The following is a 22064-nucleotide window of genomic DNA, read 5'->3' on the forward strand; positions in this document are numbered from 1 at the left end:
TGATTCCCCGCCGCGTCGGCGACGCGGCGGTGGTGGTGGAGGTGAAGGTGGGGTGATGTCACGGTGCGCACCGGCGGCTGGCGCCGGTGCGGGTGATCCTTCTACGTCCGCTGAACCTGGAGCATGTGCAGGTCGAGAGAGCGCACGGTCCCGGGGGACGGCGCGTTGAGTCCCGCGGCGGCGGCCGCGGGGGGCCACCCCGACGGCAGCCCGGCGCCCGCGAGATGGGGGAGCGGAGCGGGACCCAGCGTCACGGGTGTGTGCTCGGCGGGGGAGCAGCCGTTGCCCCGCTCGGCGGGGTCGTGGGCGTCCGTGCACACCTCGGCGGCGACGGACGCGACCGGGGAGGAGACGACGGTCCGCGGCGGTCCGTGCCGCTCGTCCGGGGTCCCGGCGTGGCCGCATACCCCCAGCACGGCGAGCAGTCCGAACAGGACGAGGACGACACCGCTCAGGCGGGCGGGTATCGCACCGCCTCGGCCGGTTCGTCCGTCACTGCGCATCGCTGCAGATCGTACCGGCCTTCGTGACGTACACCGCCGGTGGGTGCACGGACTCCCCCGGGCACATCCGCGTGAGGGTTCGGCCGGCTGTACGTCGCGGTGTCAGCGGCGATGGCGGGCCCGCCGCCCGCCGGACCTCAGGTCGGTCACGAGGAAGACGACGAGCAGGGCCGCGACGACGCACAGGGCCACGGTCTCGGCCGAGAAGAGCAGTTCGCCGAGCGGTCGGCGCGCCGTACAGCCGGAGGAGGGTGAGGGGAGGCATGCGGGGCTCCGGACGTCGGCTTCGGTTCGGGCTGCGACCGCAGGTCACGGGCCCCGGCGCCGGGGCACGCCGGGCATGCTGCGGGACCGGGCGTCCGGGGGCGGGAGGCTCGTCGCCGGTCAGTATCGCGGGTCCGGACCCGTCGCGGGCCGAGTCGGCCGGTACGGGGGCGCTCGCACCGCGCCCGTGCGCCGGGTGGGTCAGCCGGTGGGCGCCGGGAGCGCGGCGGGGCGGCGGAGCAGCCACTGCCGGAACGTCCGCCGGGGCGGGCGTGCCACGACCTTGCCGAACTCGATGTCGCCGACCAGTTCCACCCGCAGCGCGACCGGTGTGCCGGCCGAGGCGGCGGGCCGGATGTCGACCTTGCCGTAGCGGACCGCCAGCGCGTCGGTGTCCACCACGATGCCCGGCCGGGTGACCAGGACCAGGGAGCCGCCGCGAACGTCCATGTCGATGCGGAGGGCGTCCTGTGTGATCACCGCGCGGGTGAAGTCGAGCACGACCTCGCCCCACTCCGACTCGATCTCCATACGCCGCGGCACGACCCAGCGGTCGACGCGGCGGAACGAGCCGCCGCGGTGGTCCACCCGGACCACCTCCTTGACGTCCCCCGCGGCCACGCCCGGTGCCGCGGGGGACACCGGGAGGTCGGCGGTGAGCGGGGCCAGTTCCTCGAGGGTCCGGGCGGACAGGGCGGCCTCCAGGCGCTCGTCCAGCTCGGCGGCGGTCAGCCTCCCGTCGCCCGCGGCGGCGGTCAGGATGTCCACGACCCGGTCCCGGTCCGCGTGCGAGGCGCGCAGCGCGGGCGGCGCGCCCGCTCCGGACGGTCCACCGGCGGGCGAGATCTCTCCCGGCATGTCCTCACCCCGTTCGGGTTGGCGGCTTTCGGTGACACGCGATACACGATTCGCGAACTAACGCTATATCGCGTTATGGCCGCAGGCCAAGCCCGCACCCGCCGCAACGCGCTCGGGCCGCCGTCAGGATCGTGTAAATTCCCCAGTGGAGTGCCGGGAAGTCTGGTCGGCGGAAAGTGCACATCGTCAGCCTTGCCGGCTCTTCTCGTGGGGACCCTCACATGACCGTCCTGACCGCCGTCCTCCTCCTCGTGGCACTCGCCACCGCGGTGGCCACCGGTGCCAGGCACTGGCGGGTCCCCGCGCCGTCGCTGCTCGTGGTCGCCGGGCTCGCCGTGGGACTGCTGCCCTGGGTCCCGGCGGTGCATGTCGCGCCCGAGGTGATCAGCGTCGTCGTCCTGCCGCCGCTGCTCTACGCCTCCGCCGAGGAGATCTCCTGGCGGGAACTGCGGCGCGTGTGGCGTCCGGTCACCGTTCTCGCGTTCGGCCTCGTCCTGGCATCGGCCGCCGCGGTCGCGGCGGTGGCGGCCCGTCTGACCCCGCTGGGCGCGCCGATGGCGCTGGTCCTGGGCGCGGTCCTGGCCAGCACGGACCCCGTCGCGGTGACGGCGCTCGGCCGGCGGCTGGCACTGCCGGCCCGGGTGCGCGTCCTGGTGCAGTCGGAGAGCCTGTTCAACGACGCGACGAGCCTGGTGCTGTTCAAGGTGGCCGTGGGGACCGCGGTCGCCGCGGGCGCCTTCGCCGTGCCCGCCGCGGCGGGCCGGTTCGCCGAACTCGGCGGTGGCGGCGCGCTCGTCGGCGCCGCGGTCGCCGGGCTCGTCGCACTCATACGCAGGCGGACCGAGGACCCCGTCCTGGAGACGGTCGTCTCCCTCGTGACCCCGTACGCCGCCTACGTGCTCGCCGAGGACCTGCACACCTCGGGCGTCACGGCCGTCGTCGTGGCCGGCGTCGTCATGGGCAGCACCGGTCACCGGCTCACCAACGCGCCGATCCGGCTCCAGGTCCACGCCGTTTACGCGACGGTCGTGTTCCTCCTGGAGAGCGTGGTCTTCGCGCTCATCGGTCTGCAACTGCCCACCCTCGTACGCGAACTCGACCCTGCCGAGCGGGGATGGCCGCTGGTGGCCGGAGTCGTGGCGGTGGCCGCGACGGTCGTCGTCGTACGGCTGCTGTGGGTGTTCCCGCTGTCCGCCGTGATGCAGTACCGGCGCAAGGACGGTCCGGTCTCCTGGCGGGTGCCGCTGGTGGCCTCCTGGGCGGGCACCCGCGGTGTCATGCCGCTGGCCGCCGCGCTCTCCATCCCGCTGGCCACGGCGGGCGGGGCACCGCTGCCGCACCGCTCGCTCGCGCTCAGCCTCACCACCGGCGTGGTCGTCCTGACCCTGGTGGTGCAGGGCTTCACGCTCGCGCCCGTGGTGCGGCGTTCGGGCATCGCGCTGGAACCCGAGCACACCGTCCGCGAGGAGGCCCGCGCCCGGGACGCGCTGTCCCGGGCCGGACTGCGCTACCTCGACCAGCTCGACGAACTGGAGGCGGTGCCCGCCTCCGTGATCGTGCAGTTGCGCCGCCACCTGGAGGCGGGGCTCGACCGGGTGGAGGACGAGGCGAGCCCGGGCCGGCCCCAGGACCCCGCCGAACTCGTCGCCGCCCACAGTGACCTGCGGCGCGCCCTGATAGGGGTGCAGAGCCGCGAACTGCGCAGGCTCTACGAGGGCAACCAGGTCAGTGACGCCACCCGCCGCAGCATCCAGCGGGCCCTGGACCTCGAGGAGGCCGGGCTCATGGGGTGACGAAGCCGGGCGGACGCCGGCGGGCACCGGACCGCCGGCCGGCGCCGCGGCCTCGTGCCGCACCCGGCTCCCCCGGCTCCGGCGGTACGCCCAGGACGGGGCACTTGGCGTGCGCGAAGCAGTGGTCCGCGACGGACGGCCCGAGGACGCGGCGCAGCACGCCGCCGGAACCACGAGCAGGCCCGCCTCGGTGCCGGCGGCCTCGACCAGCGCGGGCCCCGCCCGGCCGAGTGCGAGGACCGGCCGCAGAGGCGGGTCCAGAGGGAGATCGCCGTCGAAGGCGTCGTCCAGGGCGGTGAGCAATCGGCGGCGGGCGAGGCTGCGCCACCGGTCCGGCCCGGGCGGGGCCGGCGGCCACCGGCTGGGCGACGCCTTCGACGGCGGTGGCCTCCCAGGCCGTCACCACCGTCAGCACGGCCCGCCGGCGCCGCGCCTCCGCGGCGGCCCGGCGCAGTGCCGCCAGGCTCCCGGGGGAGCCGCTGACGCCCACCACGACGCACTCTTCGCCGACCTCGTCCATGGCTCCATGAAACGCCTGGAAGGGCCCGGACCAGGGGGCCTTGCCGCGATCCTGACGCCGCCCGCACCACCCCCGTGAGCTGCGCCGTTAACGTTTGCCCGCCCGCCGTCAACGTCGCGTCAGGGATGCCCCCCTCCCCCCTGACGGCGGGCATAGCGTCCCTGGTGCGTCCCGGACCGCCGGCCCCGGCCGGGGCGCCTCATCTTTCGCACCAGGTCTCGCACCAGGAGGAAGCCATGTCGGAACTCATGTACGGGGACGACCCGGAACCTTCGGATCCGTCCCCGGCCGGACACCGGGAGACGCTGTACGTCCCTGTCCGGTCGGGACCCGTGGGGTGTGTCGCACGCATGTTCCGCACCCCTCTGGGCGGCCGTACGGCCGTCGGCTTCACCACCCCCGAGCGGCTCGCCGAGACGCTCGGCTCCGACCAGCGGTGGATCACCCTGTCGGAACACGGCCTGCGGGCGCTGGCCCGGCCGCTCGGCGTCACCGCGCTGACCGTGGACCCGCAGCTCGCCGCCCCCGCCGTGTCGGACGCGCCGGACACCGGCCGCCGACTCGACCCCCAGACTCTCGGGGTCCTGCGGGTCACCGGCGCGGTGGCGCTGGTCGACGCCCTGGCCCTGTGGATCGGCTGAAAGGAGCGCCGTCATGACTCTCGTCACCGAGCACTTGGAGACCGCCTCCCCCGACGCCGACCTGTCGGTGTGGCCCGCGTCCGCCACGGCCGCCCCGCACGGGCAGGTCACGGTGGGCGGAGTGGCACTGTCGGAGATCGCCGAGCGTTTCGGGACCCCCGCGTACCTCCTCGACGAGGGCGAGGTACGGGACCGCTGCCGGGCCTACCGCGCGGCCTTCCCCGACGCCGACGTCCTGTACGCGGCGAAGGCCTTCCTGTGCCGTGCCATGGTGCACTGGATCGAGGAGGAGGGCCTGGGCCTCGACGTGTGCTCGGCCGGGGAGCTGGAGCTCGCCGTGGTCACCGGTTTCCCCGCGGAGCGCATCGTGTTCCACGGCAACGCCAAGAGCCCGCAGGACCTGGCCACCGCACTGCGGCTGGGCGTGGGCCGGATCGTCATCGACAGCACCGGTGAGATCGCCCGGCTCGCCGCTTATGTCCCGCCCGGCGACCGGCAGAAGGTGCTGCTGCGCATCGTGCCGGGCATCGCCGCCGGGCACCACAACGCGGTGCGCACCGGCACCGACGACCAGAAGTTCGGGCTGTCCCTGGCCGACGGTTCCGCGCAGCACGCCATCGCCCGCGTGCTGGACCAGCCCCGGCTCGAACTGGTGGGCCTGCACTGTCACCTGGGCTCGCAGATCAGCAGCGTCAAGCCGTATCTCGCGGCGGTGCGCCGCCTGGTGGGCCTGCTCGCGGCCATCCGCCGGCAGCACGGCGTGATGCTGCCCGAGCTCGACCTCGGCGGCGGCCACGGCGTCGCGTACCGGCCCGGTGAGGCGGCGATGGACCTGACGACGCTGGCCGCGCGGATCCGCGCGGAGCTGGCCGAGGGCTGCGCGGCCGCGGGCCTGGCCGTGCCGCGGCTCACGGTGGAGCCGGGCCGCGCGATCGCCGGACCCGCCGGAGTGGCGCTCTACCACGTGCTGTCGGTGAAGCGCACCGGCGGCCAGACCTTCGTCGCCGTCGACGGCGGCATGAGCGACAACCCCCGCCCGGCGCTGTACGGGGTGCGCTACACCCCGCGGCTGATCGGCCGTCACTCCACGGAGGAGCCGGCCCTGATGACGGTCGTCGGCCGGCACTGCGAGGCCGGTGACATCCTCGCCTCCGCGGTGCCGCTGCCCGCCGACATCCGCCCGGGCGACCTGCTGGCCGTCCCGGTCGCGGGGGCCTACCACCTGTCGATGGCCTCCACGTACAACATGGTGGGGCGCCCGCCCGTGGTCGCCGTCCACGAAGGGCGGGCCCGACTGCTGGTGCGCCGCGAGTCGCTCGCCGACTACCGCAACCGCGACATCGGCCTCTGATCGCCCTCGCACCGAGGCCGCTCAGCCGCGGGCGTCCTGGCGCCCCTCCCATGAACGCCCTCCGGGCAGGCGACGTCCCCGCGTCCCCCTGCCCGGAGGTGCGTCATGCCCTCAACGCGCCTACGCCCGTCCTGTCATATCCCCTTCATCCCTATTGGTCCACGAGAAGAGAGAGTCCGGTGAGTGTGGAACACACCGTCGGCCTGAGTGTTGCGGAGCACATCCGATGACCACCGCGCCCGCACCGGTCCGGCCGGACCGCGAGAGCCCTGTCTTTGCCCCCGAGCCGGCCGGGAAACGCCGTGTCGGCGCCGGTCTGCTGGACCCCGAGCAGCTGTGGCTCGCGGTCCCCGAGGCGTTGCGCAAGCTCAACCCCGTGACGCTGTTCCGCAACCCGGTCATGTTCGTCACCGAGATCGGCGCCGCCCTGACCACCGGGCTCGCCATCGCCCACCCGACCGTGTTCGGCTAGTGGGCGGCGGCGAACCCGTCGGCGGCTCCGCCGGCCACGGACTCCTGGACGAGCTGATCCTCGGCGTGGCCACGGTGCCCCTCGGCGCCGGCGCGCCGCTGCTGCCCCGGCGGCCGACCAAGGCTCGGCTGCGGCCGGCCGGCGTCGAGCAGGTCGGCCGGTTCGCCTATCCGGCGTACACCACGCGCTGACACCGGGACCGCCCGCCGCCCCGCACAATTCGCTGGCACGCGCGGAGCCGCCCTGCCAGTATCTGCGGATGCTCATACTCGCCGACGAACTCGGCCCTCTGGCCTGCACCGTAACTGGGGAGGGGCCGGCCGTCGTCCTCGTGCACGCCGGCGTCGCCGACCACCGTATGTGGGACGCGGTCGTACCCGGCCTCGCAGAACACCACACCGTCATCCGCTACGACATGCGCGGCTTCGGCCAGTCCCCGCCGGCGACCGGCCCGTTCAGCGAACACGACGACCTGTGCCGCCTCCTGGACCACCTCGGCCACGACCGCGTCCGCGTCGTGGGCGCCTCCTTCGGCGGCCGCGTGGCCGTGGACTTCGCACTCACCCACCCCGGGCGGGTCCACTCGCTGGCCGTGTTCTCCCCGCCGTGGCCGGGATACGACTGGTCGCCGGAGATGATCGCCTATGACGCGGCCGAGACCGAGGCGCTCGTGGCGGGCGATCTCGGGACCGCCGTGAGCGTGAACCTCGACATGTGGCTGCGCGGCCCCGCCCGGGGCTGGGACGAGGTCCCCGCCGGACTGGCAGACCGGCTGCGCGAGCCGCTGCGGACGGCGCTGGCGAACCAGGGGGCGGCGGAGGAGTACTCCCGCGGTCGCGCGGACGGCGACATCGCCGCGATCCCCGTCCCCACCCTGGTCGGAGTCGGCCTGCTCGACGTCCCGGACTTCCAGGACATCGCCCGCCGCTACGCCGCGGGCATCCCCGGCGCCACCCTGGTCGAGTTCCCGACCGCGGCCCACCTCATCGCCCTGGACGCCCCCGACGAGCTGACCGCGGCGCTGCTGCCGTTCCTCGCTCGCTAGAGTCTGTCGGCCCGTTTCTCCGCTGGTCCGGGGGTAGTGCCCCGGGCCCGGCACTTCCCGGGCCTTCGGCCGGCACACCGCCAAGGCGGTGGCCGTTCCCGCGTGCGCCGAACGTTCGCCAGCACGTGTGGTAGGGATCATCCCGCGGACCAAGGCCGTCCGATGTGCCCCGCCTACCCGCCGGGGCAGGGGATGAGGAGCGATCGCTGTGGACATGAAACTCGAGGTCGTGGTGGTGCCCGTCGCCGACGTCGACCGGGCCAGGGCCTTCTACGAGGGGCTGGGCTGGCGGCTGGACGCCGACGTCCCGGCCGGCGACGACTTCCGTGTCGTCCAGCTGACCCCGCCCGGCTCGGCGTGCTCGCTCATCTTCGGGACGGGGGTCAGCGCGGCCGAGCCGGGCTCGGCCCAGGGCCTCCACCTGATCGTGTCGGACGTCGAGGCGGCCCGCGAGGAGCTCGTCGGCCGCGGGGTCGACGTGAGCGAGGTGTTCCACGACGCCGGCGGGGTCTTCCACCGGGCCGGGACGCAGGGACGCGTGTCCGGCCCCGACCCGGAGCGGCAGAGCTACGGCTCGTTCGCGTCGTTCAGCGACCCGGACGGGAACGGCTGGGTGCTGCAGGAGATCACACAGCGGCTCCCGGGCCGCTGACCCCCGCCCCCGGCCTGGCCGCCGGACGGCCCCGCACCCCGGGCACCGCACCCGCGGCACGGGGCCGTCCGGGGACTTCGTCCGCGCGCACCGCGGGTCGTCTCACGCGGTGGCCGCGGCCTCCTGGGGCACGCGCACGCCGAGGATGGCCAGGCAGTTCGCCCAGAGCGGGCTGAGCCGCCCGGTGTCGTTGTAGAGCTTGGCGAAGAGCACCTGGCCCTCCAGCTGGGCGACCACGGACGCCGCGGCTGCGTGCGTGTCGGCGACGGTGACCTCGCCGCGTTCGCGCGCCTCGGCGACGACCTCGTCCACCATGTCGACCTGAGCGTCGAAGATCTCCTGCAGCCGCCGGCGGATGGACTCCGTCTGGTTGCTCATCTCCAGGGTCAGGTTCCCGAACATGCAGCCCGAGACGGTGCCGCAGGTCTGCTGGCCCGCTTGCTGCGTGGCCTCGGTCGCCTCGAACAGCATGTGCAGCCGTTCCAGGGGGGCCGCGTCGCCGTGCAGGATGCGGGTCCAGTCCCGCTTCTGCTCCGCCCAGTGCTCGTCGATGACGGCCAGGGCGAGGGCTTCCTTGGACTCGAAGAAGTAGTAGAAGCTGCCCTTGGGCACCCCGGCCGCCTTGCAGATCTCGGCCACGCCCAGGGCGGAGTAGCCACGCAGCTCGATGAGCGTCTGCGCGGCGGTGATGATCTTCTCCCTGGCGTCACTTGTACGTCCCATGACAGCAGTATATGACCGATCGACTATTGTGTGGTCGATCGGCTGGATTTCCGTCTCCTGCCTTGGACGGGCGAGGCCCCGGGCTACACGGGAGGCGGGGGCCCGGGCCTCGTCGCGCCTGTCGCGGCGGCACTCACCTGGGCGGCGCGGCCGTTGGCGGAACGGTCTCGCCCCCTGGCGTCCTGCGGGTTGTCCATGGGCCCCATCCTGGGCCCGCAGGCGGTGTGGCGGCCACGACCGGGCTTTCCCCCTGCTGTCAGGCGCAGCCTCCCACCGCGCCTAGCATGGCGGCGTGGAGCTGCGTCAACTCAGGTATTTCGTTGCGGTCGCCGAGGAGCTGAATTTCGGACGGGCGGCCGAACGGCTGCTGATCGCCGGGCCCTCCCTGTCCCAGCAGATCAAGGCGCTCGAGCGCGACCTGGGGGTGCGGTTGTTCGACCGCGACCGTCGCTCGGTGTCGCTCACCCCCGCGGGCTCGGCCCTGCTCCCGGACGCCCGGGTGCTGCTGGAACGCGCGGAGGACCTGGGGCGCCGGGCGAAGCAGCTGGCCGGCTCCGAGGCGGTGCGGCTCGGCTACGTCAACTGGTTCCCCGCCGACCTGACCGCCAGGGCGTCCGCGGTGGCGCAGGTGCACGTCGACGCGTGGGTCGCCCCCTCCCACACCCAGGCCGCCCGGGTCGCCGACGGCAGTCTCGACCTGGCGGTGTGCTGGGTCCGGACACAGGACCTGGAGCGGTACGGCCTGCGCGCCCGGCTCCTGGGGGCCGACCGGCTCTACGCGGTCTCCACCGGGGACGACACCGGCGCCGTCCGCGCCGAGGACACCGCCGTCCTCCTCGACGACGACACCACCTCCTGGCTGTCGTGGAATCTCTACGCCGAGGAGCTCGCCCGCGACACGGGAGCGCGTGCGGTCCGCATCTCCGACGGCGGGATCACCGGTACCGGATTCTTCGACCACGTCCGCCGCTGCAACGGCCCGGTCCTCAACAGCCCCAAGGGGCAGACCACCCCGCTGCCGCCCGACCTGGTCAAGAGGCCGGTCCTGGCGCCTGAGGTCCACTGGACCTGGTCGCTGGTGTGGCGCGGCGACGAGGTCCGGGCCACGGTGCTCGCCGTGGTCGACGCGCTCACCGAAGGCGTGGGGGACCTCGGCATTCACGGCCCGGACGCGTGGCTGCCCGACGGCGATCCGTACAAGGGATAGATTCGACTGCTTTCCGGGGAATTGTCGGCCGATCGTCCGCCTTATAGGTGACCGGTCGGCTAGTTTCCGGCCGTCACCCCCACCCCATTCATCGGGAGCAGGTCATGAGCAGTCAGGGTCAGAAGGTCGCGGTCGTCACGGGTGCTTCGCAGGGCATCGGCGCCGGGCTGGTCGCGGCGTACCGGAAGCTGGGTTACGGCGTGGTCGCCACGTCGCGGGGGATCGCGCCGTCGGCGGATCCGGGGGTGGTGACGGTGCAGGGGGACATCGCCGAGTGGGACACCGCGGAGCGGGTGATCGCGGCGGGTGTGGAGCGGTTCGGGCGGATCGACACGCTGGTGAACAACGCGGGGATCTTCGTGGGGAAGCCGTTCACCGAGTACACCGAGGCGGACTACGCGGCGGTGCTGGGGGTGAACGTGGGCGGCTTCTTCCGGATCACGCAGCTGGCGGTGGAGCGGATGCTGGAGCAGGGCGGGGGCCATGTCGTGCAGATCACCACCAGCCTGGCTGACCAGCCGGACGCGAAGGTGCCGTCGGTGCTGGCGTCGCTGACCAAGGGTGGTCTGCAGTCGGCGACGAAGTCGCTGGCGACCGAGTACGCGTCGCGGGGGATCCGGGCGAACGCGGTGGCGCTGGGGACGATCAAGACGCCGATGCACGCGGTGGAGTACCACGAGATGCTGGCCGGGCTGCACCCGGTGGGGCGGATGGGCGAGATCGACGACATCGTCGACGCGGTGGTCTATCTGGAGAACGCCCCGTTCGTGACCGGTGTGATCCTGCCCGTCGACGGAGGACAGTCCGCCGGCCGCTGAGCCGCGGGGCGCGCCCTCGCCGGGGGCCGGGGCCTGCCGCCGGGGAGGAAGCCGGACGTGGTGCCCTCCCCGGCGGCAGGCCCCGTGGATCCCGTGGAGACCCGCGCGCCGTCGACTGCTTCCTCGCCGCCACGGGGCTGGGTACGGGTTCGCGTCGCGTCTACCGGATCGCCCTCACCACCTGGGCCTGGGGCCTCGTCGAGCGCACCCCGCCCGTCGGTGAGGGCCGCCGCAACGCCGCGCCGCCCGTGGTCCCGCTGGCGCTGCTCGACGCACCGCAGGCCACACAGCGGCTCCGTGACGCCTTCGCGGCACGGTCGGCGGCCGTCGGCGCCCGCACCGCCAACCGCGAACTGTCCGTCCTGTGCAGCGCCGTGACCTGGTGGCGCGCGCAGGGCCGGCTGTCCCGGGACCCGACGGAGGGCCTGCGCGCGCTGCCCGTGCCCAAGGGGCGGGCGGCGCCGGCCGGGCTCGACGCGGAACGGGTGCGCGGGGTCCTCCGACCGCCCGTCCCCTTGCGGGAGCAGACGTTCTGGCATCTGCTCCACGAGACCGGGGCGCCCATCGAACGGCTTCTCGCACTCGACGTCGACGAGCTCGACCTGCCCGGCCGTCGCAGGCGGGAGCGCTCGGGGACACCGCTGCGCTGGGGCGAGGGGGCTGCCCGGCTGCTTCCGCTGCTGACGCTCGGACGTGTCGACGGGCCGCTGTTCCGCACCGGCCGCGGCCGGCTGTCGTACCGCCGTGCGGCCGAGCTGTTCACCGCCGCGACGCGCCCGCTCGATCCGGACGGGCGCGGATGGACACTGCGGCAGCTCCAGGCGGCGGGCCGGCGCTGAGCCGGCAGGGACGGGCGCGGTGTCAGCCGAGGACGCGCAGGGCGCTCTCGACCGCCGAGGCCATCTGCGTGCGCGCGGTGGACAGGTAGCGGCGCGGGTCGACGGTGCCGGCGTCCGCCGCGAGGAAATCGCGGACCGCGCCCGTGAAGGCGATGTTCAGCGCCGTGCCGATATTGATCTTGACCATGCCTCCGGAGACGGCACGCCGCAGTTCGTCGTCGGGGACGCCGGTGGAGCCGTGCAGGACCAGCGGGACGGGAACGGCCTGGCGCAGGCGGGCGATCAGTCCGTGGTCGAGCCGCGCGGTACGGGTGGTCATGGCGTGCGAGCTGCCGACGGCCACGGCCAGGGCGTCGATGCCGGTGGCGGCAACGAAGGCCCGGGCCTGCCCGGGATCGGTGCGGGCGCCGGGGGCGTGCACGCCGTCCTTGCCGCCGATCTCGCCGAGTTCGGCCTCCAGCCACAGACCCCGTTCGTGCGCCCAGTCCGCCGCGGCGCGGGTGGCGGCGACATTGCGGTCGTGGGGAAGGGCGGACGCGTCGTACATCACCGAGCCGAAGCCGCAGTCCGCCGCACGGCGCAGCAGGGCGTCGTCGGTGACATGGTCGAGGTGGAGACCCACGGGGACCGCGGCGGCCTCGGCCACCGCGGCCGTCGCACCCGCGAGGGGGGCGAGGGAACCGCCGTGGAAACGGACCGCGTTCTCGCTGATCTGGCATATCGCCGGCCGCCCCGCGGCCTCCGCCCCGGCGACGACCGCCTCGGCGTGCTCCAGCGTGATGACGTTGAACGCGCCGATCCCGCGCCCGTCGGAATACGCCGCCCGGACGAGTTCGGCGGTGGGGACCAGCGGCATGACGCGGCGACCTCTCGATAGAATGATGTTGCGTGAACTTGATGATTCGATCCTGAAAAGGCGCAGAAAAATGCGTCATCGCGCATGGGTCGGCACACCCACCGACAGGGGGCGAGGAGATGGCGGCACCGCAGGCCCGATGGAGCGCGCTGCTGGAGATGCTGACGCGCGACGGACGCCTCGAGGTCGAGGCCGCAGCGGCCGAACTGGCGGTCTCCGCCGCGACGATCCGGCGCGACCTCGACGAGCTGGCCCGGCAGAACATGGTCACGCGCACCCACGGCGGCGCGGTGATCAACGCGATCGCCTACGACCTGCCGCTGCGCTACAAGGCCGCCCGTCACGCCCCGGAGAAGGAGCGCATCGCCCAGGCCGCGGCGGCCCTGGTGAAGCCCGGCGCGGTGGTGGGGCTCAACGGCGGCACCACGACCACCGAGGTCGCCCGGGCGCTCGCCGGTCGCGCCGACCTCGCCGACAGCGGTGCCGAGACCGCGCTGACCGTCGTCACCAACGCGCTGAACATCGCCGGTGAGCTGGCGGTCCGCCGGCACGTCAAACTGGTGGTGACCGGAGGTGTCGCCCGGCCGGCCTCGTACGAGCTGATCGGCCCGCTGGCCGCGGAACTGCTCGCGGAGATCACCCTGGACCTGGTCTTCCTCGGCGTGGACGCCGTCGACGTCCCCCATGGCGCGGCGGCCCGGCACGAGGGCGAGGCGAGCATCAACCGGGCGCTCGCCCGGCGCGCCCAGCGGGTCGTGGTGGTCGCCGACGCGTCCAAGCTGGCGAAGCGGGCCTTCGCGCGGATCTGCCCGGTGGAGGACATCGACGTCCTGGTGACGGACGGGAACGCCCCGGCCGCGCTCACCGAGCCGTTCGCGGCGGCCGGTGTGGAGGTCGTCCGCGCCTGACCGGGCGTGCCGTCGCACGGGCCACCGCCTCCTTCCGCCGTCCCGCCGTCCCATGAAGCATCGTGCAACTTTCTGCGCGAAAATTGCTAGAGTCGAGCAACTTCACACATGATGCTCGACCGGGCGTGCTCGGTGTCAAGGGCCGCAGCACAGGGACGGAGTCCATCGATGAGCCAGAGCGAGAACCGGAGCCGGACCGAGACCGAGATAGCGACCCAGCCCGACTGCTGGCGTCGCGCGATCGCCCTCGCGGCCGGCGCGGAGGCCCCGTGGCGGGCCGCGATGCCCCGGCCCCGGGAGCGGGTGGCCGTCGTCGGCTGCGGCACCTCCTGGTTCATGGCGCATGCCTACGCGGTGCTCCGCGAGACCGCCGGGCAAGGGGAGACCGACGCCTTCGCCGCCTCGGAGTTCCCGGCAGACCGGCGCTACGACCGCGTGCTCGCCCTCACCCGTTCCGGCACCACGACCGAGGTGCTGGCGCTGCTCGCCCGGCTGCGCGGCACGACACCCACCGTGGCGGTCACCGCCGATCCGGCGACCCCCGTCATGGAACTGGCCGACGCGGCCGTCGTCCTGGACTTCGCCGACGAGACCTCCGTCGTCCAGACCCGCTTCGCCACCACCGAACTCGTCCTCCTGCGCGCCCTGCTGGGCGAGGACCTGGCCGAGCTGCCCGCCGAGGCGGAGGCGGCGCTCGCCGCGCCGCTGCCCGAGGGAGCGCTGGAGACCGAGCAGTTCACCTTCCTCGGCCGCGGCTGGGCCTACGGCGTCGCGCAGGAGGCGGCGCTCAAGATGCGGGAGGCGGCGGGCGCCTGGACGGAGGCGTACCCGGTGATGGAGTACCGGCACGGCCCGATCAGCGTCACCGGGCCCGGCCGGGTGGCGTGGTGGTTCGGTGATCCGGCGGATCTCCCGGCGGGGCTGGAAGGGGAGATCGAGCGCACCGGCGGACGCCTGGTGGCCCTGGGCCGGGACCCGCTCGCCGACCTGGTCGTCGTCCAGCGACTGGCCGCCGCGCTCGGAGCCGCGCGGGGCCTCGACCCGGACGCGCCCCGCCACCTCACACGTTCGGTGGTCCTCGCGCACGACCGGAGCTGACGGCCGGACCGGGGCCCGTACGCAGGAAGCTGAATGCCGTCCCCGCCCCGAGGCGGGGCGGGGACGGCATCACGCGAAGATTGTCAGGACTTGTACCACTTCTGGTTGTTCGTCCCATAGCACGTCCACAGCTGGAGCGGGGTGCCGCTGGCCGTGCCCTTGTCGACCACGTCGACGCACTTGTTCTTGTTCGTCAGGTCGTTGGACGTGTTGAGCCTGAACTGCTGCGCCCAGCCGCCGTTGCAGCGGGCCAGTTGCACGACCGTCCCGTCCGTGAACGCGGCGTTGGCCAGGTCCATGCACATGCCGAAGGCGCGTATCGTCCCGTCGGAGCGGAAGTCCCACTTCTGCCAGGCGCCGTCGTCGCAGGTCTGGATCTGCAGCCGGGCGCCGTCGCGGCCGGGACTGTCCTTGGCACCGCTGACCGCGATGCAGCGGCCGCTTGCCGAGCTGCGGATCCGCACGCCGGGCACGGTGGCGGTCTCCTGCGTCTTGCTCGGCGTGGGCTGGGAGGCCGACGAGCCCGATCCGGAGGCCGACGAGCCGCCGGAGCCGCCGGTGGCCGAACCGCCGCCGCCGCTGCTCCCGCTGCCTCCGGAACTGCCGGGTGCGCCGCCCACGGCCGGCAGGCCGCCGCCGGTGCCGGTGCCGCCCGCCGACCCGCCGCCGTTGGGCCGTCCCTGGGACCCGGAGGCCGGCGGGACGTTGCCGCCCGCGGCGGGGGAGCTCTTGGAGCCGTTCGTGCCGGGTGAGGCCGGCAGGACGCCGCTCTGCGAAGCGCTGGGCGCGGCGGCCGCCACCGGGTCACCCTTGCCGCTCCCGTCGGGCAGCACGTCGATTCTCGCCATCAAGGGCACGACGAGCACCGCGCAGCCGATGACGGCCGACGTGGCCGCCAGTACGCTCCACGCCCGCCGGTCCGGCAGCAGCCGCCGGTGCGGCAGGGAGGGGCGTCGGGCGAAGGTGTCCGCGAAACGGGGCGCGGCCCCGTCGAGAACCTCGGGGTCCCGTGGATCGGGATGGGGAGGCACGTGGTCTCCTGTCGGCTCGGGAATCTGCGCGGAAGCGTAGGGCGCGCGTCCGCCCTTCGATTTCGGCAAGGTGAATAATAGTTTAAGATTTCACCAAGTGTGACGGCGAATGATCGAATATGCGCCAACACTGCGTTCGGAGCATCTCGTTCAGCAGCTTAATCTTTACGCCATGTGTGTGAACGAGTCCGACTGTCGTGAGGGCGAGGCGGGCATCCTCGCGGACCACGACACCGGCGGCGCGGACGAACACAGTGCTGTCGCCACCCTGATCATCGCCGAGCGGGACAGCCTGCGGAGGTTCGTCACCGGCCTCATGGGCCGCGACGTGCACGCCGCGGAGGACGTGCTGCAGGAGACCCTGTTGCGTGCCCTGCAGCGCGCCGGGCGGCTGGACGTGCACGAGCGTCCGGTCCGCATGTGGCTCTTCCGGGTCGCCCGCAACCTCGTCGTCGACCACCGCCGCCGCGACCGCGCTGTGCCGGTCGGCATCACCGCCGCGGACTTCGCGGGCACGGCGCTCGAGCACGCCGGTGACCACGCCGGTCTCGTCGAGGACCGTTCCGTGCTCCTCGCCGCGCTGAGCGCCCTGCCGCCCGCGCACCGCGAGGCCGTGGTCCGGGTGCACGTCATGGACCAGACGGGGGCCGACGCCGCCGCCGAGATGGGCGTGCCGCGGGGCACCGTCAAGTCCCGGACCCACCACGGAGTGCGGGCCCTGAGGGCCGAACTCGCCCGCCGTGGCGTGGACGGAGTAGCCGCGTGAACGTCCCCGCCGGCTGGACCCGGCTCATCGGACTCATCGGCCTGCTGATCCTTGTCGTCGTGGTGGCGCACTGGCTCGTCCGCCGCAAGGGGGGCTGGGGCGCACTGCGCCGGCGCGTCGTGCGCGAACTGACGACGGCCGCACGCGCCTTCGCCACGCCCGTCCGCACGCAACTGCGGCACCGCGGCGGCCTGCGTGTGCTCGCCCGCGTGCTCCGCGACGGCGCCGGCTGGACGGACGCCGCGACCGCGCTGCGCCGTGCCGCCGCCGAGCGGCCCGGCGCCCGGCCCTACGCGGCGCTCCTCGGCACCGACGTCGTCGGCGTGTACGTCGCCCACGCCCACGGCGAGGGCGCGCTGCCCGAACCGTGGGCCCGCGACGCGGCCGAACCGCGCCTGTGGTGGATCGGCCGCGCCGACCTCGGCTCCGCGCCGGAGACCGGGCGCGGCGGCGAGGCCCCCGTGCTCGTCTGCCTCGGCAGGGCCGGTACCGACGCGGTGCTCCTCGACCTGACGGCCGTTCCCCCGGCGGTCTCCGTCACCGGCGAGCGGCGCACCGCCCGCGCGGTTCTCCAGGCCCTCGCCGCCCAGCTCGATGCCCGCCTCCCCGCGGGTCACGTCGTGGTCGGCGCCGGAGTGCACCCCCGGCACGACGGCCCCACCGACGTCTTCGAACGGTTGGGCACCGGCTACGCGGTGAGCGCCGAGGCACCGGAACGCAACCGGCCGGCCGGTGTGCGCCTGCTCACCCTGGGCGTGGCCCACCACAGCACCCTGATCCTGGAAGCGGACCGGGACGGCCATCTGCGCCTGCACGGTGGCCCGCCCGCCCTCACCGTCGACGCGCTGCCGCTGGCCCGTGCCGTCGTCCGGCTGGTGCGCACCCTGCCGCCCGTCCCCGCGGACGAGGCAGGCGCCGGCCCCTACCCGCCGAAGTCGCTCGACACGCTGTCAGCCGACGACGACCTCGTCGAGACCGGGCTCCCGCCCACCGCCATGGCCGTGTCCGCGACCGCCCCCCGCCCGGAGCCCGCCCCGGCCCCCGCCGCCCCCGCCGCCCCCGAACACGGCGACGAGGACGACGACCTCGCCGAGCCGACCGCATTCGGACCGGCGGGCGTCTCCGCCGCCACCGCACGCTCCTCGTCCTCGTGACGCCCGAACTGGGAAGACCGTGAACCTCACCATCACCACCGTCGACGGCGCGGACGGTGCGCGCCGCGACCACCTCGTAGAGTTGCCCGCGCGCACCACCGTCGCGGACCTCGCGGAGGCCGTGGACGGGACGCGCACCCGCGACCTCTACCTCGACGGCCGCCGGCTCGACCCGGACGCGCCCGTCGCCTCGGCGGGACTGCGCGAAGGCGGCGTCCTGGGCCTCGGCGCCGCCGGCACGGACCCCGACCGGGTGCGGGTCGGCGCGGAGACGGACGCCGGGCCGGTGCTCGCCGAGGTCCACGTGGTCTCCGGACCGCAGGCCGGGCGCACCTGGCGGCTCGGGTTCGGCAGCCACGAGGTCGGCTCCGGACCGCTGTGCGCGATCCGCCTCGAAGGCCACGGCGTTCCCGAGGGCGGGCTGTGGGTGACGGTCGGCGCCGACGGCTCCGCACACTGGCACCGCACCCGCACCTCGCCCGGCGACGAGGTGCGCGGCCGGGTCGCCGCGCCCCCGCCGGACGACGCCGTCACCGCGCTGCGCCGCACCCGCCCGCAGCGGGTCGCCACCGAGCGGACCGCAGCCCCGGGACAGCCGGTGCCGTGGCCGCCCGGCGAGGACCTGACCGTGGGCTCCGTGCTGCTGAGGATGAGCGCGCCGGTCGAGGCGGACGCCGCCGTCACCGCGTCCGCGGACGGTTTCGGCATCGACTACAACCGCCCGCCCCGGATCGCCCCGCACCTGGACGGCGAGCGGGTCCGGCTGCCCTCGCCGCCCTCGGCCCCGGGCAAGCGGCCCTTCCCCGCGGCCATGATGATCGCCCCGGTGATCATGGGCTTCTTCATGATCGCCATCTTCAAGTCGTACTACTTCGTCGTCTTCATCGCGCTCGGCCCGATGATGATGGTCTCCAACTGGGTCACCGGCCGCCGTACAGCCCGCAAGGACTTCGAGGAGGCGGACCGGCAGTACAACCGGCGCCGCACCGCGGTCGAGGACGGGGTCCGCGAGGCCGTCGCCCGCGAGCGCCGGGTACGCCACGTCACCGGCCCCGACCCCGCCGCCGTCGCCCTCATGGCCACCGGCCCGGGAAGCCGGCTGTGGGAGCGGCGCCGCCACGACCCCGACCACCTCGTCCTGCGCCTGGGCACCGCCGACCAGCCCTCGCTGCGCGAACTCGAGGACCCCGCCCGCGACGAGAACCACCGCACCATCCGATGGAACATCCCCGACGCCCCGATCGGCATGGACCTCACCGGCCACGGCGTGGTGGGCGTGGCGGGCCCCGCGGCCGAGGTGCAGCCGCTCGCCCGCTGGATGGCGGTGCAGGCTGCGGTGCTGCACAGCCCCCGCGACCTGCGGATCGTGCTGCTCACCGAGCCGGGGCGCGCCGACGACTGGGCCTGGGTGCGCTGGCTCCCGCACGTGCGGCCCGCCGCGCCCGGCGGCCCGCTCGTCCTCATCGGCAACGACCCCGAGTCGACCGCGGCCCGCGTCTCGGAACTGGTCGCGCAGATCCAGGTCCGCAAGCGGGCCACGACCTCCGACCGCAACGCCGCCCTCATCGGCCCCGACATCCTGGTGATCGCCGACGGCGCCCGGCGGCTGCGCGACGTACCCGGCATGGTCCAGGTCCTCACCGAGGGCCCGGCCGCGCGCGTCTTCAGCGTGTGCCTCGACGAGCAGGAGCGGCTGCTGCCCGAGGAGAGCACCGGAGTGGTGCTCGCCGAGGCCGGCCGGCTCACCGTCAAGCGCCCCGGCACGCCCGACGTCCCGGCGGTCCGCGCCGACCAGGTCACGCCCGAGTGGTGCGAGCAGGTCGCCCGCGCCGTCGCGCCGGTCCGCGACGTCAGCCCCGAGCACGACGCGGGACTGCCGCAGCGCGTGAAGCTGCTGGACCTGCTGAACCAGGAACCGCCCAGCGCCGACACGATCCTGGCGGGCTGGCGAGCCCGGCCCTCCACCACGTCCTTCGTCCTCGGCAGCGGCTTCGAGGGCCCGTTCTCCCTCGACCTCGTCCAGGACGGCCCGCACGGACTGGTCGCCGGGACCACCGGCTCCGGCAAGTCCGAACTGCTGCAGACCTTCGTCGCCTCCCTCGCCGCCGCCAACCGGCCCGACGAACTGACCTTCGTCCTCGTCGACTACAAGGGCGGCAGCGCCTTCAAGGAGTGCGCGCAGCTGCCGCACACCCTCGGCATGGTCACCGACCTCGACGCCCACCTGGTCGAACGCGCCCTGGAGTCGCTGGGCGCCGAGCTGATGCGCCGTGAGCACGTCCTCGCCGCCGCCAACGCCAAGGACCTCCCCGAGTACCAGGCCAAGCGTGCCGCCGACCCCACGCTCGCGCCGCTTCCCCGGCTCCTGCTGGTCATCGACGAGTTCGCCACGCTGGTACGCGAGGTACCCGACTTCGTGCCCGGGCTCATCAGCATCGCCCAGCGCGGCCGGTCGCTCGGCATCCACCTGGTCCTGGCCACCCAGCGTCCCGCCGGTGTGGTGACCGCCGACATCCGGGCCAACACCAACCTGCGGATCGCGCTGCGGGTCACCGACCAGTCCGAGAGCCAGGACGTCATCGACGTCACGGACGCCGTCGACATCTCCGCCACCACCCCCGGCCGCGCCCTGGTGCGGCGCGGCCCGAAGTCGGCGGAGCCCTTCCAGACCGCCTGGGTCGGCGCCGAGCGGCCGCGGCCGAGGACCGACGAGGAGACCGAGGCCGACAGCGGCGCCCGCAAGCCCGTCGTGGCGGCGGAACTGTCCTGGGACGCGCTCGGACGTGCCGCGGCGCCGGCCGCCTCCGAAGTCGTCCTCACCCAGAGCGCCCAGGCGCCCGCCCCGACCGACCTGCAGGTCCTGGTCGACGAGATCCGCACGGCCGTGGACCGGCTGGAGGACTACACCCCGCAGCCCAGCCCCTGGCTTCCCGCGCTGGAGCGCCGGGTCCTGCTCGACGACCTCGACGCGATGAACCCCGTCCGCGAGGGACGCCTGCTCATCCCGTACGCCCTGGAGGACGTGCCGCAGCTGCAGCGGCGCCACGTGGCCGCCGCCGACCTCAGCAGCTTCGGCCACCTGTACGTCATCGGCGCACCCCGGTCCGGCCGCACCCAGGTGCTGCGCACCCTGGCAGGCTCCGCCGCCCGCCACCAGAGCACCGCCGATGTGCACCTCTACGGCATCGACGCGGCCGGCGGCGGCCTGGCCGCGCTCACCACGCTCCCGCACTGCGGCGCCGTCGTCCCCCGGCACGACACCGAACGCCTGGAACGGCTGCTGCGCCGCCTCAACCAGGAACTCGTCAACCGCCAGGAGCTGGCGCAGCAGCACAACGCCACCGGCATCGGCGAACTGCGCAAGGTGCTGCCGAAGGCGGAACGCCCCGCGCACATCCTGCTGCTGGTCGACGGCTGGGACGCCCTGTCCGCCATGCTCGACGAGCACGAGTACAGCCACATGTACCAGGACATGGTCCGCCTGGTACGCGAAGGCGCGGGCGCCGGCATCCACTTCGTCGGCACCTCCGAACGCTCCCTGCTGGGCGGCCGCATGGCGGCCCACAACGACCACCGGCTGCTGCTGCGGCCCGGCGACCGCTCCGACGTCCAGGCCATCGGCATGAAGCCCGGCAAGCTGCCGGCGGACATCCCGCCCGGCCGCGGCTGGCACGTCCTGACCGGCACCGAGACCCAGGTCGCGCTGCTCGCCCCGGGCGGCGGCACCGAGCAGGTCGAGGCGCTCCGCAAGATCGGCGCCGCAGCGCTCAAGCGCGACGCGCGGGTGCCGCAGGCACGGCGCCCCTTCAAGGTGGCCTCGCTGCCGCGGTCGGCGGAGTTCGCCGACGTCTACGACAAGGTGCCCGCCGAGCGGCGGCGGCCCCTGTGGGGCCTGCTGGGCATCGGCGGCGACGAGGGCGAACCGGTCGGCGTGGACCTCGCGGGCGCGTCCGCGGTGTTCGGCGTCATCGGCCCCACCGGGTCCGGGCGCAGCAACACCCTGGCCTCGCTGGCGGTCTCGCTGCTCGCGGGCGGCACCTCACTGGTCGTCATCACTCCGCGCGAGTCCCCGCTGCGCGGGCTCAGCCGGCACACCACCGTGCGGGTGATCACCGACAGCGAGCCGACCGAGGAGGCGGTGCGCTCGGCGCTCGCCGCGCTGCCCGGACCGCGGGTGGTCATGGTCGACGACGCCGACCTGCTGGCGATGTCCGGCGCCGACAAACTCCTCAAGGAGATCACGGTGTCCGGCCGCGACCAGGGCCTCGGCCTCGTCTACGCCGCGACCGCCGACGGCATCCAGGGCGGCATGAGCGGCTGGATGTCCAGCGCCCGCAAGGCCCGCCGCGGCCTGCTGCTGGGGCCGAAGAGCATCACCGAGGGAGACCTGATCGGCGTACGGCTTCCGCACGCCGTCACACGGGTGGCACCCCACGCCGGCCGCGGCTGGACCGCCGGACGGGGCAACGAGGTGATGGCGCTGCAGGTGCCGCTGACCTCGCTCCGCACGGAGTGACGCCCGCTCCGTGGCCGGCACCGGGTGCCGGCCACGGAACGCGCCCCGG

The 22064-nt window shown here is 74.2% G+C and carries 21 protein-coding genes; 15 read left to right on the plus strand and 6 right to left on the minus strand.

Annotated elements, in window-relative coordinates; genetic code table 11:
- Positions 1 to 101: 101 nt before the first annotated feature.
- Together ACWDAS_RS16245 and ACWDAS_RS16250 are read right to left on the minus strand one after the other, a co-directional pair.
- Complete coding sequence (locus tag ACWDAS_RS16245) at positions 102 to 503, minus strand: hypothetical protein (RefSeq protein ID WP_450390580.1); 402 nt, start codon at positions 501 to 503, stop codon at positions 102 to 104.
- 465 nt (positions 504 to 968) lie between these two features.
- Positions 969 to 1625: a DUF1707 SHOCT-like domain-containing protein gene (locus ACWDAS_RS16250; RefSeq protein WP_450390583.1), complete on the minus strand. Its 657-nt coding sequence runs from the start codon at positions 1623 to 1625 to the stop codon at positions 969 to 971.
- A gap of 221 nt (positions 1626 to 1846) precedes the next feature.
- On the opposite strand from ACWDAS_RS16250, the gene ACWDAS_RS16255 reads away from it, so the two are divergent.
- Complete coding sequence (locus ACWDAS_RS16255) at positions 1847 to 3418, plus strand: Na+/H+ antiporter (RefSeq protein WP_450390584.1); 1572 nt, start codon at positions 1847 to 1849, stop codon at positions 3416 to 3418.
- Here ACWDAS_RS16255 and ACWDAS_RS16260 read toward each other — a convergent pair.
- Positions 3408 to 3938, minus strand: coding sequence for a universal stress protein (locus ACWDAS_RS16260; protein WP_450390586.1), 531 nt, complete (start codon positions 3936 to 3938; stop codon positions 3408 to 3410). The genes ACWDAS_RS16255 and ACWDAS_RS16260 overlap by 11 nt on opposite strands.
- Before the next feature lie 350 nt (positions 3939 to 4288).
- Between ACWDAS_RS16260 and ACWDAS_RS16265 the strand changes: the two genes are divergently transcribed.
- The 6 genes from ACWDAS_RS16265 (at position 4289) to ACWDAS_RS16290 (ending at position 8099) form a co-directional block, all read left to right on the plus strand.
- Positions 4289 to 4579 (plus strand): SAV_915 family protein, encoded by a 291-nt coding sequence (locus ACWDAS_RS16265; RefSeq protein WP_450390588.1) that lies wholly within the window; start codon positions 4289 to 4291, stop codon positions 4577 to 4579.
- 13 nt (positions 4580 to 4592) lie between these two features.
- Complete coding sequence (gene lysA / locus ACWDAS_RS16270) at positions 4593 to 5930, plus strand: diaminopimelate decarboxylase (protein ID WP_450390590.1); 1338 nt, start codon at positions 4593 to 4595, stop codon at positions 5928 to 5930.
- Between the two features lie 226 nt (positions 5931 to 6156).
- The gene (locus tag ACWDAS_RS16275; protein ID WP_450390593.1) at positions 6157 to 6402 is read left to right on the plus strand and encodes a hypothetical protein; all 246 of its coding nucleotides are present in this window, start codon (positions 6157 to 6159) and stop codon (positions 6400 to 6402) included.
- A complete protein-coding gene (locus ACWDAS_RS16280; protein WP_450390595.1) occupies positions 6402 to 6593 on the plus strand; it encodes a hypothetical protein in 192 nt (63 codons plus the stop codon). The genes ACWDAS_RS16275 and ACWDAS_RS16280 overlap by 1 nt, the downstream gene beginning before the upstream one ends.
- Positions 6594 to 6661: 68 nt before the next feature.
- A complete protein-coding gene (locus tag ACWDAS_RS16285; protein ID WP_450390598.1) occupies positions 6662 to 7447 on the plus strand; it encodes an alpha/beta hydrolase in 786 nt (261 codons plus the stop codon).
- A 208-nt stretch (positions 7448 to 7655) separates the two neighbouring features.
- Positions 7656 to 8099: a VOC family protein gene (locus tag ACWDAS_RS16290; RefSeq protein ID WP_450390601.1), complete on the plus strand. Its 444-nt coding sequence runs from the start codon at positions 7656 to 7658 to the stop codon at positions 8097 to 8099.
- Positions 8100 to 8201: 102 nt separating this feature from the next.
- Here ACWDAS_RS16290 and ACWDAS_RS16295 read toward each other — a convergent pair whose 3' ends face one another.
- On the minus strand, positions 8202 to 8822 hold the full coding sequence (locus ACWDAS_RS16295; protein WP_450390603.1) for a TetR/AcrR family transcriptional regulator: 621 nt from the start codon (positions 8820 to 8822) through the stop codon (positions 8202 to 8204).
- 292 nt (positions 8823 to 9114) lie between these two features.
- On the opposite strand from ACWDAS_RS16295, the gene ACWDAS_RS16300 reads away from it, so the two are divergent.
- From ACWDAS_RS16300 to ACWDAS_RS16310, 3 genes are all read left to right on the plus strand, one after another.
- A complete protein-coding gene (locus ACWDAS_RS16300) occupies positions 9115 to 10029 on the plus strand; it encodes a LysR family transcriptional regulator (protein ID WP_450390606.1) in 915 nt (304 codons plus the stop codon).
- Positions 10030 to 10133: 104 nt separating this feature from the next.
- Positions 10134 to 10847 carry an SDR family NAD(P)-dependent oxidoreductase gene (locus ACWDAS_RS16305; protein WP_450390609.1) on the plus strand — a complete coding sequence of 238 codons (714 nt, stop codon included), beginning with the start codon at positions 10134 to 10136 and terminating at the stop codon, positions 10845 to 10847.
- 248 nt (positions 10848 to 11095) lie between these two features.
- On the plus strand, positions 11096 to 11686 hold the full coding sequence (locus ACWDAS_RS16310) for a hypothetical protein (RefSeq protein WP_450390612.1): 591 nt from the start codon (positions 11096 to 11098) through the stop codon (positions 11684 to 11686).
- Between the two features lie 22 nt (positions 11687 to 11708).
- Here ACWDAS_RS16310 and ACWDAS_RS16315 read toward each other — a convergent pair whose 3' ends face one another.
- Positions 11709 to 12542: a class II fructose-bisphosphate aldolase gene (locus ACWDAS_RS16315; protein WP_450390615.1), complete on the minus strand. Its 834-nt coding sequence runs from the start codon at positions 12540 to 12542 to the stop codon at positions 11709 to 11711.
- Between the two features lie 119 nt (positions 12543 to 12661).
- Between ACWDAS_RS16315 and ACWDAS_RS16320 the strand changes: the two genes are divergently transcribed.
- Both ACWDAS_RS16320 and ACWDAS_RS16325 read left to right on the plus strand, forming a co-directional pair.
- On the plus strand, positions 12662 to 13450 hold the full coding sequence (locus ACWDAS_RS16320; RefSeq protein ID WP_450390618.1) for a DeoR/GlpR family DNA-binding transcription regulator: 789 nt from the start codon (positions 12662 to 12664) through the stop codon (positions 13448 to 13450).
- A 168-nt stretch (positions 13451 to 13618) separates the two neighbouring features.
- On the plus strand, positions 13619 to 14548 hold the full coding sequence (locus ACWDAS_RS16325; RefSeq protein ID WP_450390620.1) for an SIS domain-containing protein: 930 nt from the start codon (positions 13619 to 13621) through the stop codon (positions 14546 to 14548).
- A gap of 83 nt (positions 14549 to 14631) precedes the next feature.
- Here the strand turns inward: ACWDAS_RS16325 and ACWDAS_RS16330 are convergent, their stop codons facing one another.
- Complete coding sequence (locus ACWDAS_RS16330; protein ID WP_450390623.1) at positions 14632 to 15579, minus strand: ricin-type beta-trefoil lectin domain protein; 948 nt, start codon at positions 15577 to 15579, stop codon at positions 14632 to 14634.
- Between the two features lie 172 nt (positions 15580 to 15751).
- On the opposite strand from ACWDAS_RS16330, the gene ACWDAS_RS16335 reads away from it, so the two are divergent.
- The 3 genes from ACWDAS_RS16335 to ACWDAS_RS16345 are packed head-to-tail and all read left to right on the plus strand — an operon-like array spanning position 15752 to position 22015.
- Complete coding sequence (locus ACWDAS_RS16335; protein WP_450390625.1) at positions 15752 to 16345, plus strand: sigma-70 family RNA polymerase sigma factor; 594 nt, start codon at positions 15752 to 15754, stop codon at positions 16343 to 16345.
- Positions 16342 to 17499, plus strand: a complete 1158-nt coding sequence (locus ACWDAS_RS16340) for a hypothetical protein (protein ID WP_450390628.1) — start codon at positions 16342 to 16344, stop codon at positions 17497 to 17499. Before ACWDAS_RS16335 ends, ACWDAS_RS16340 begins: the two co-directional genes overlap by 4 nt.
- Positions 17500 to 17518: 19 nt before the next feature.
- Complete coding sequence (locus ACWDAS_RS16345; protein ID WP_450390631.1) at positions 17519 to 22015, plus strand: FtsK/SpoIIIE domain-containing protein; 4497 nt, start codon at positions 17519 to 17521, stop codon at positions 22013 to 22015.
- Positions 22016 to 22064 lie beyond the last annotated feature (49 nt).

It is taken from the genome of Streptomyces sp. NPDC001070 (assembly GCF_053598835.1).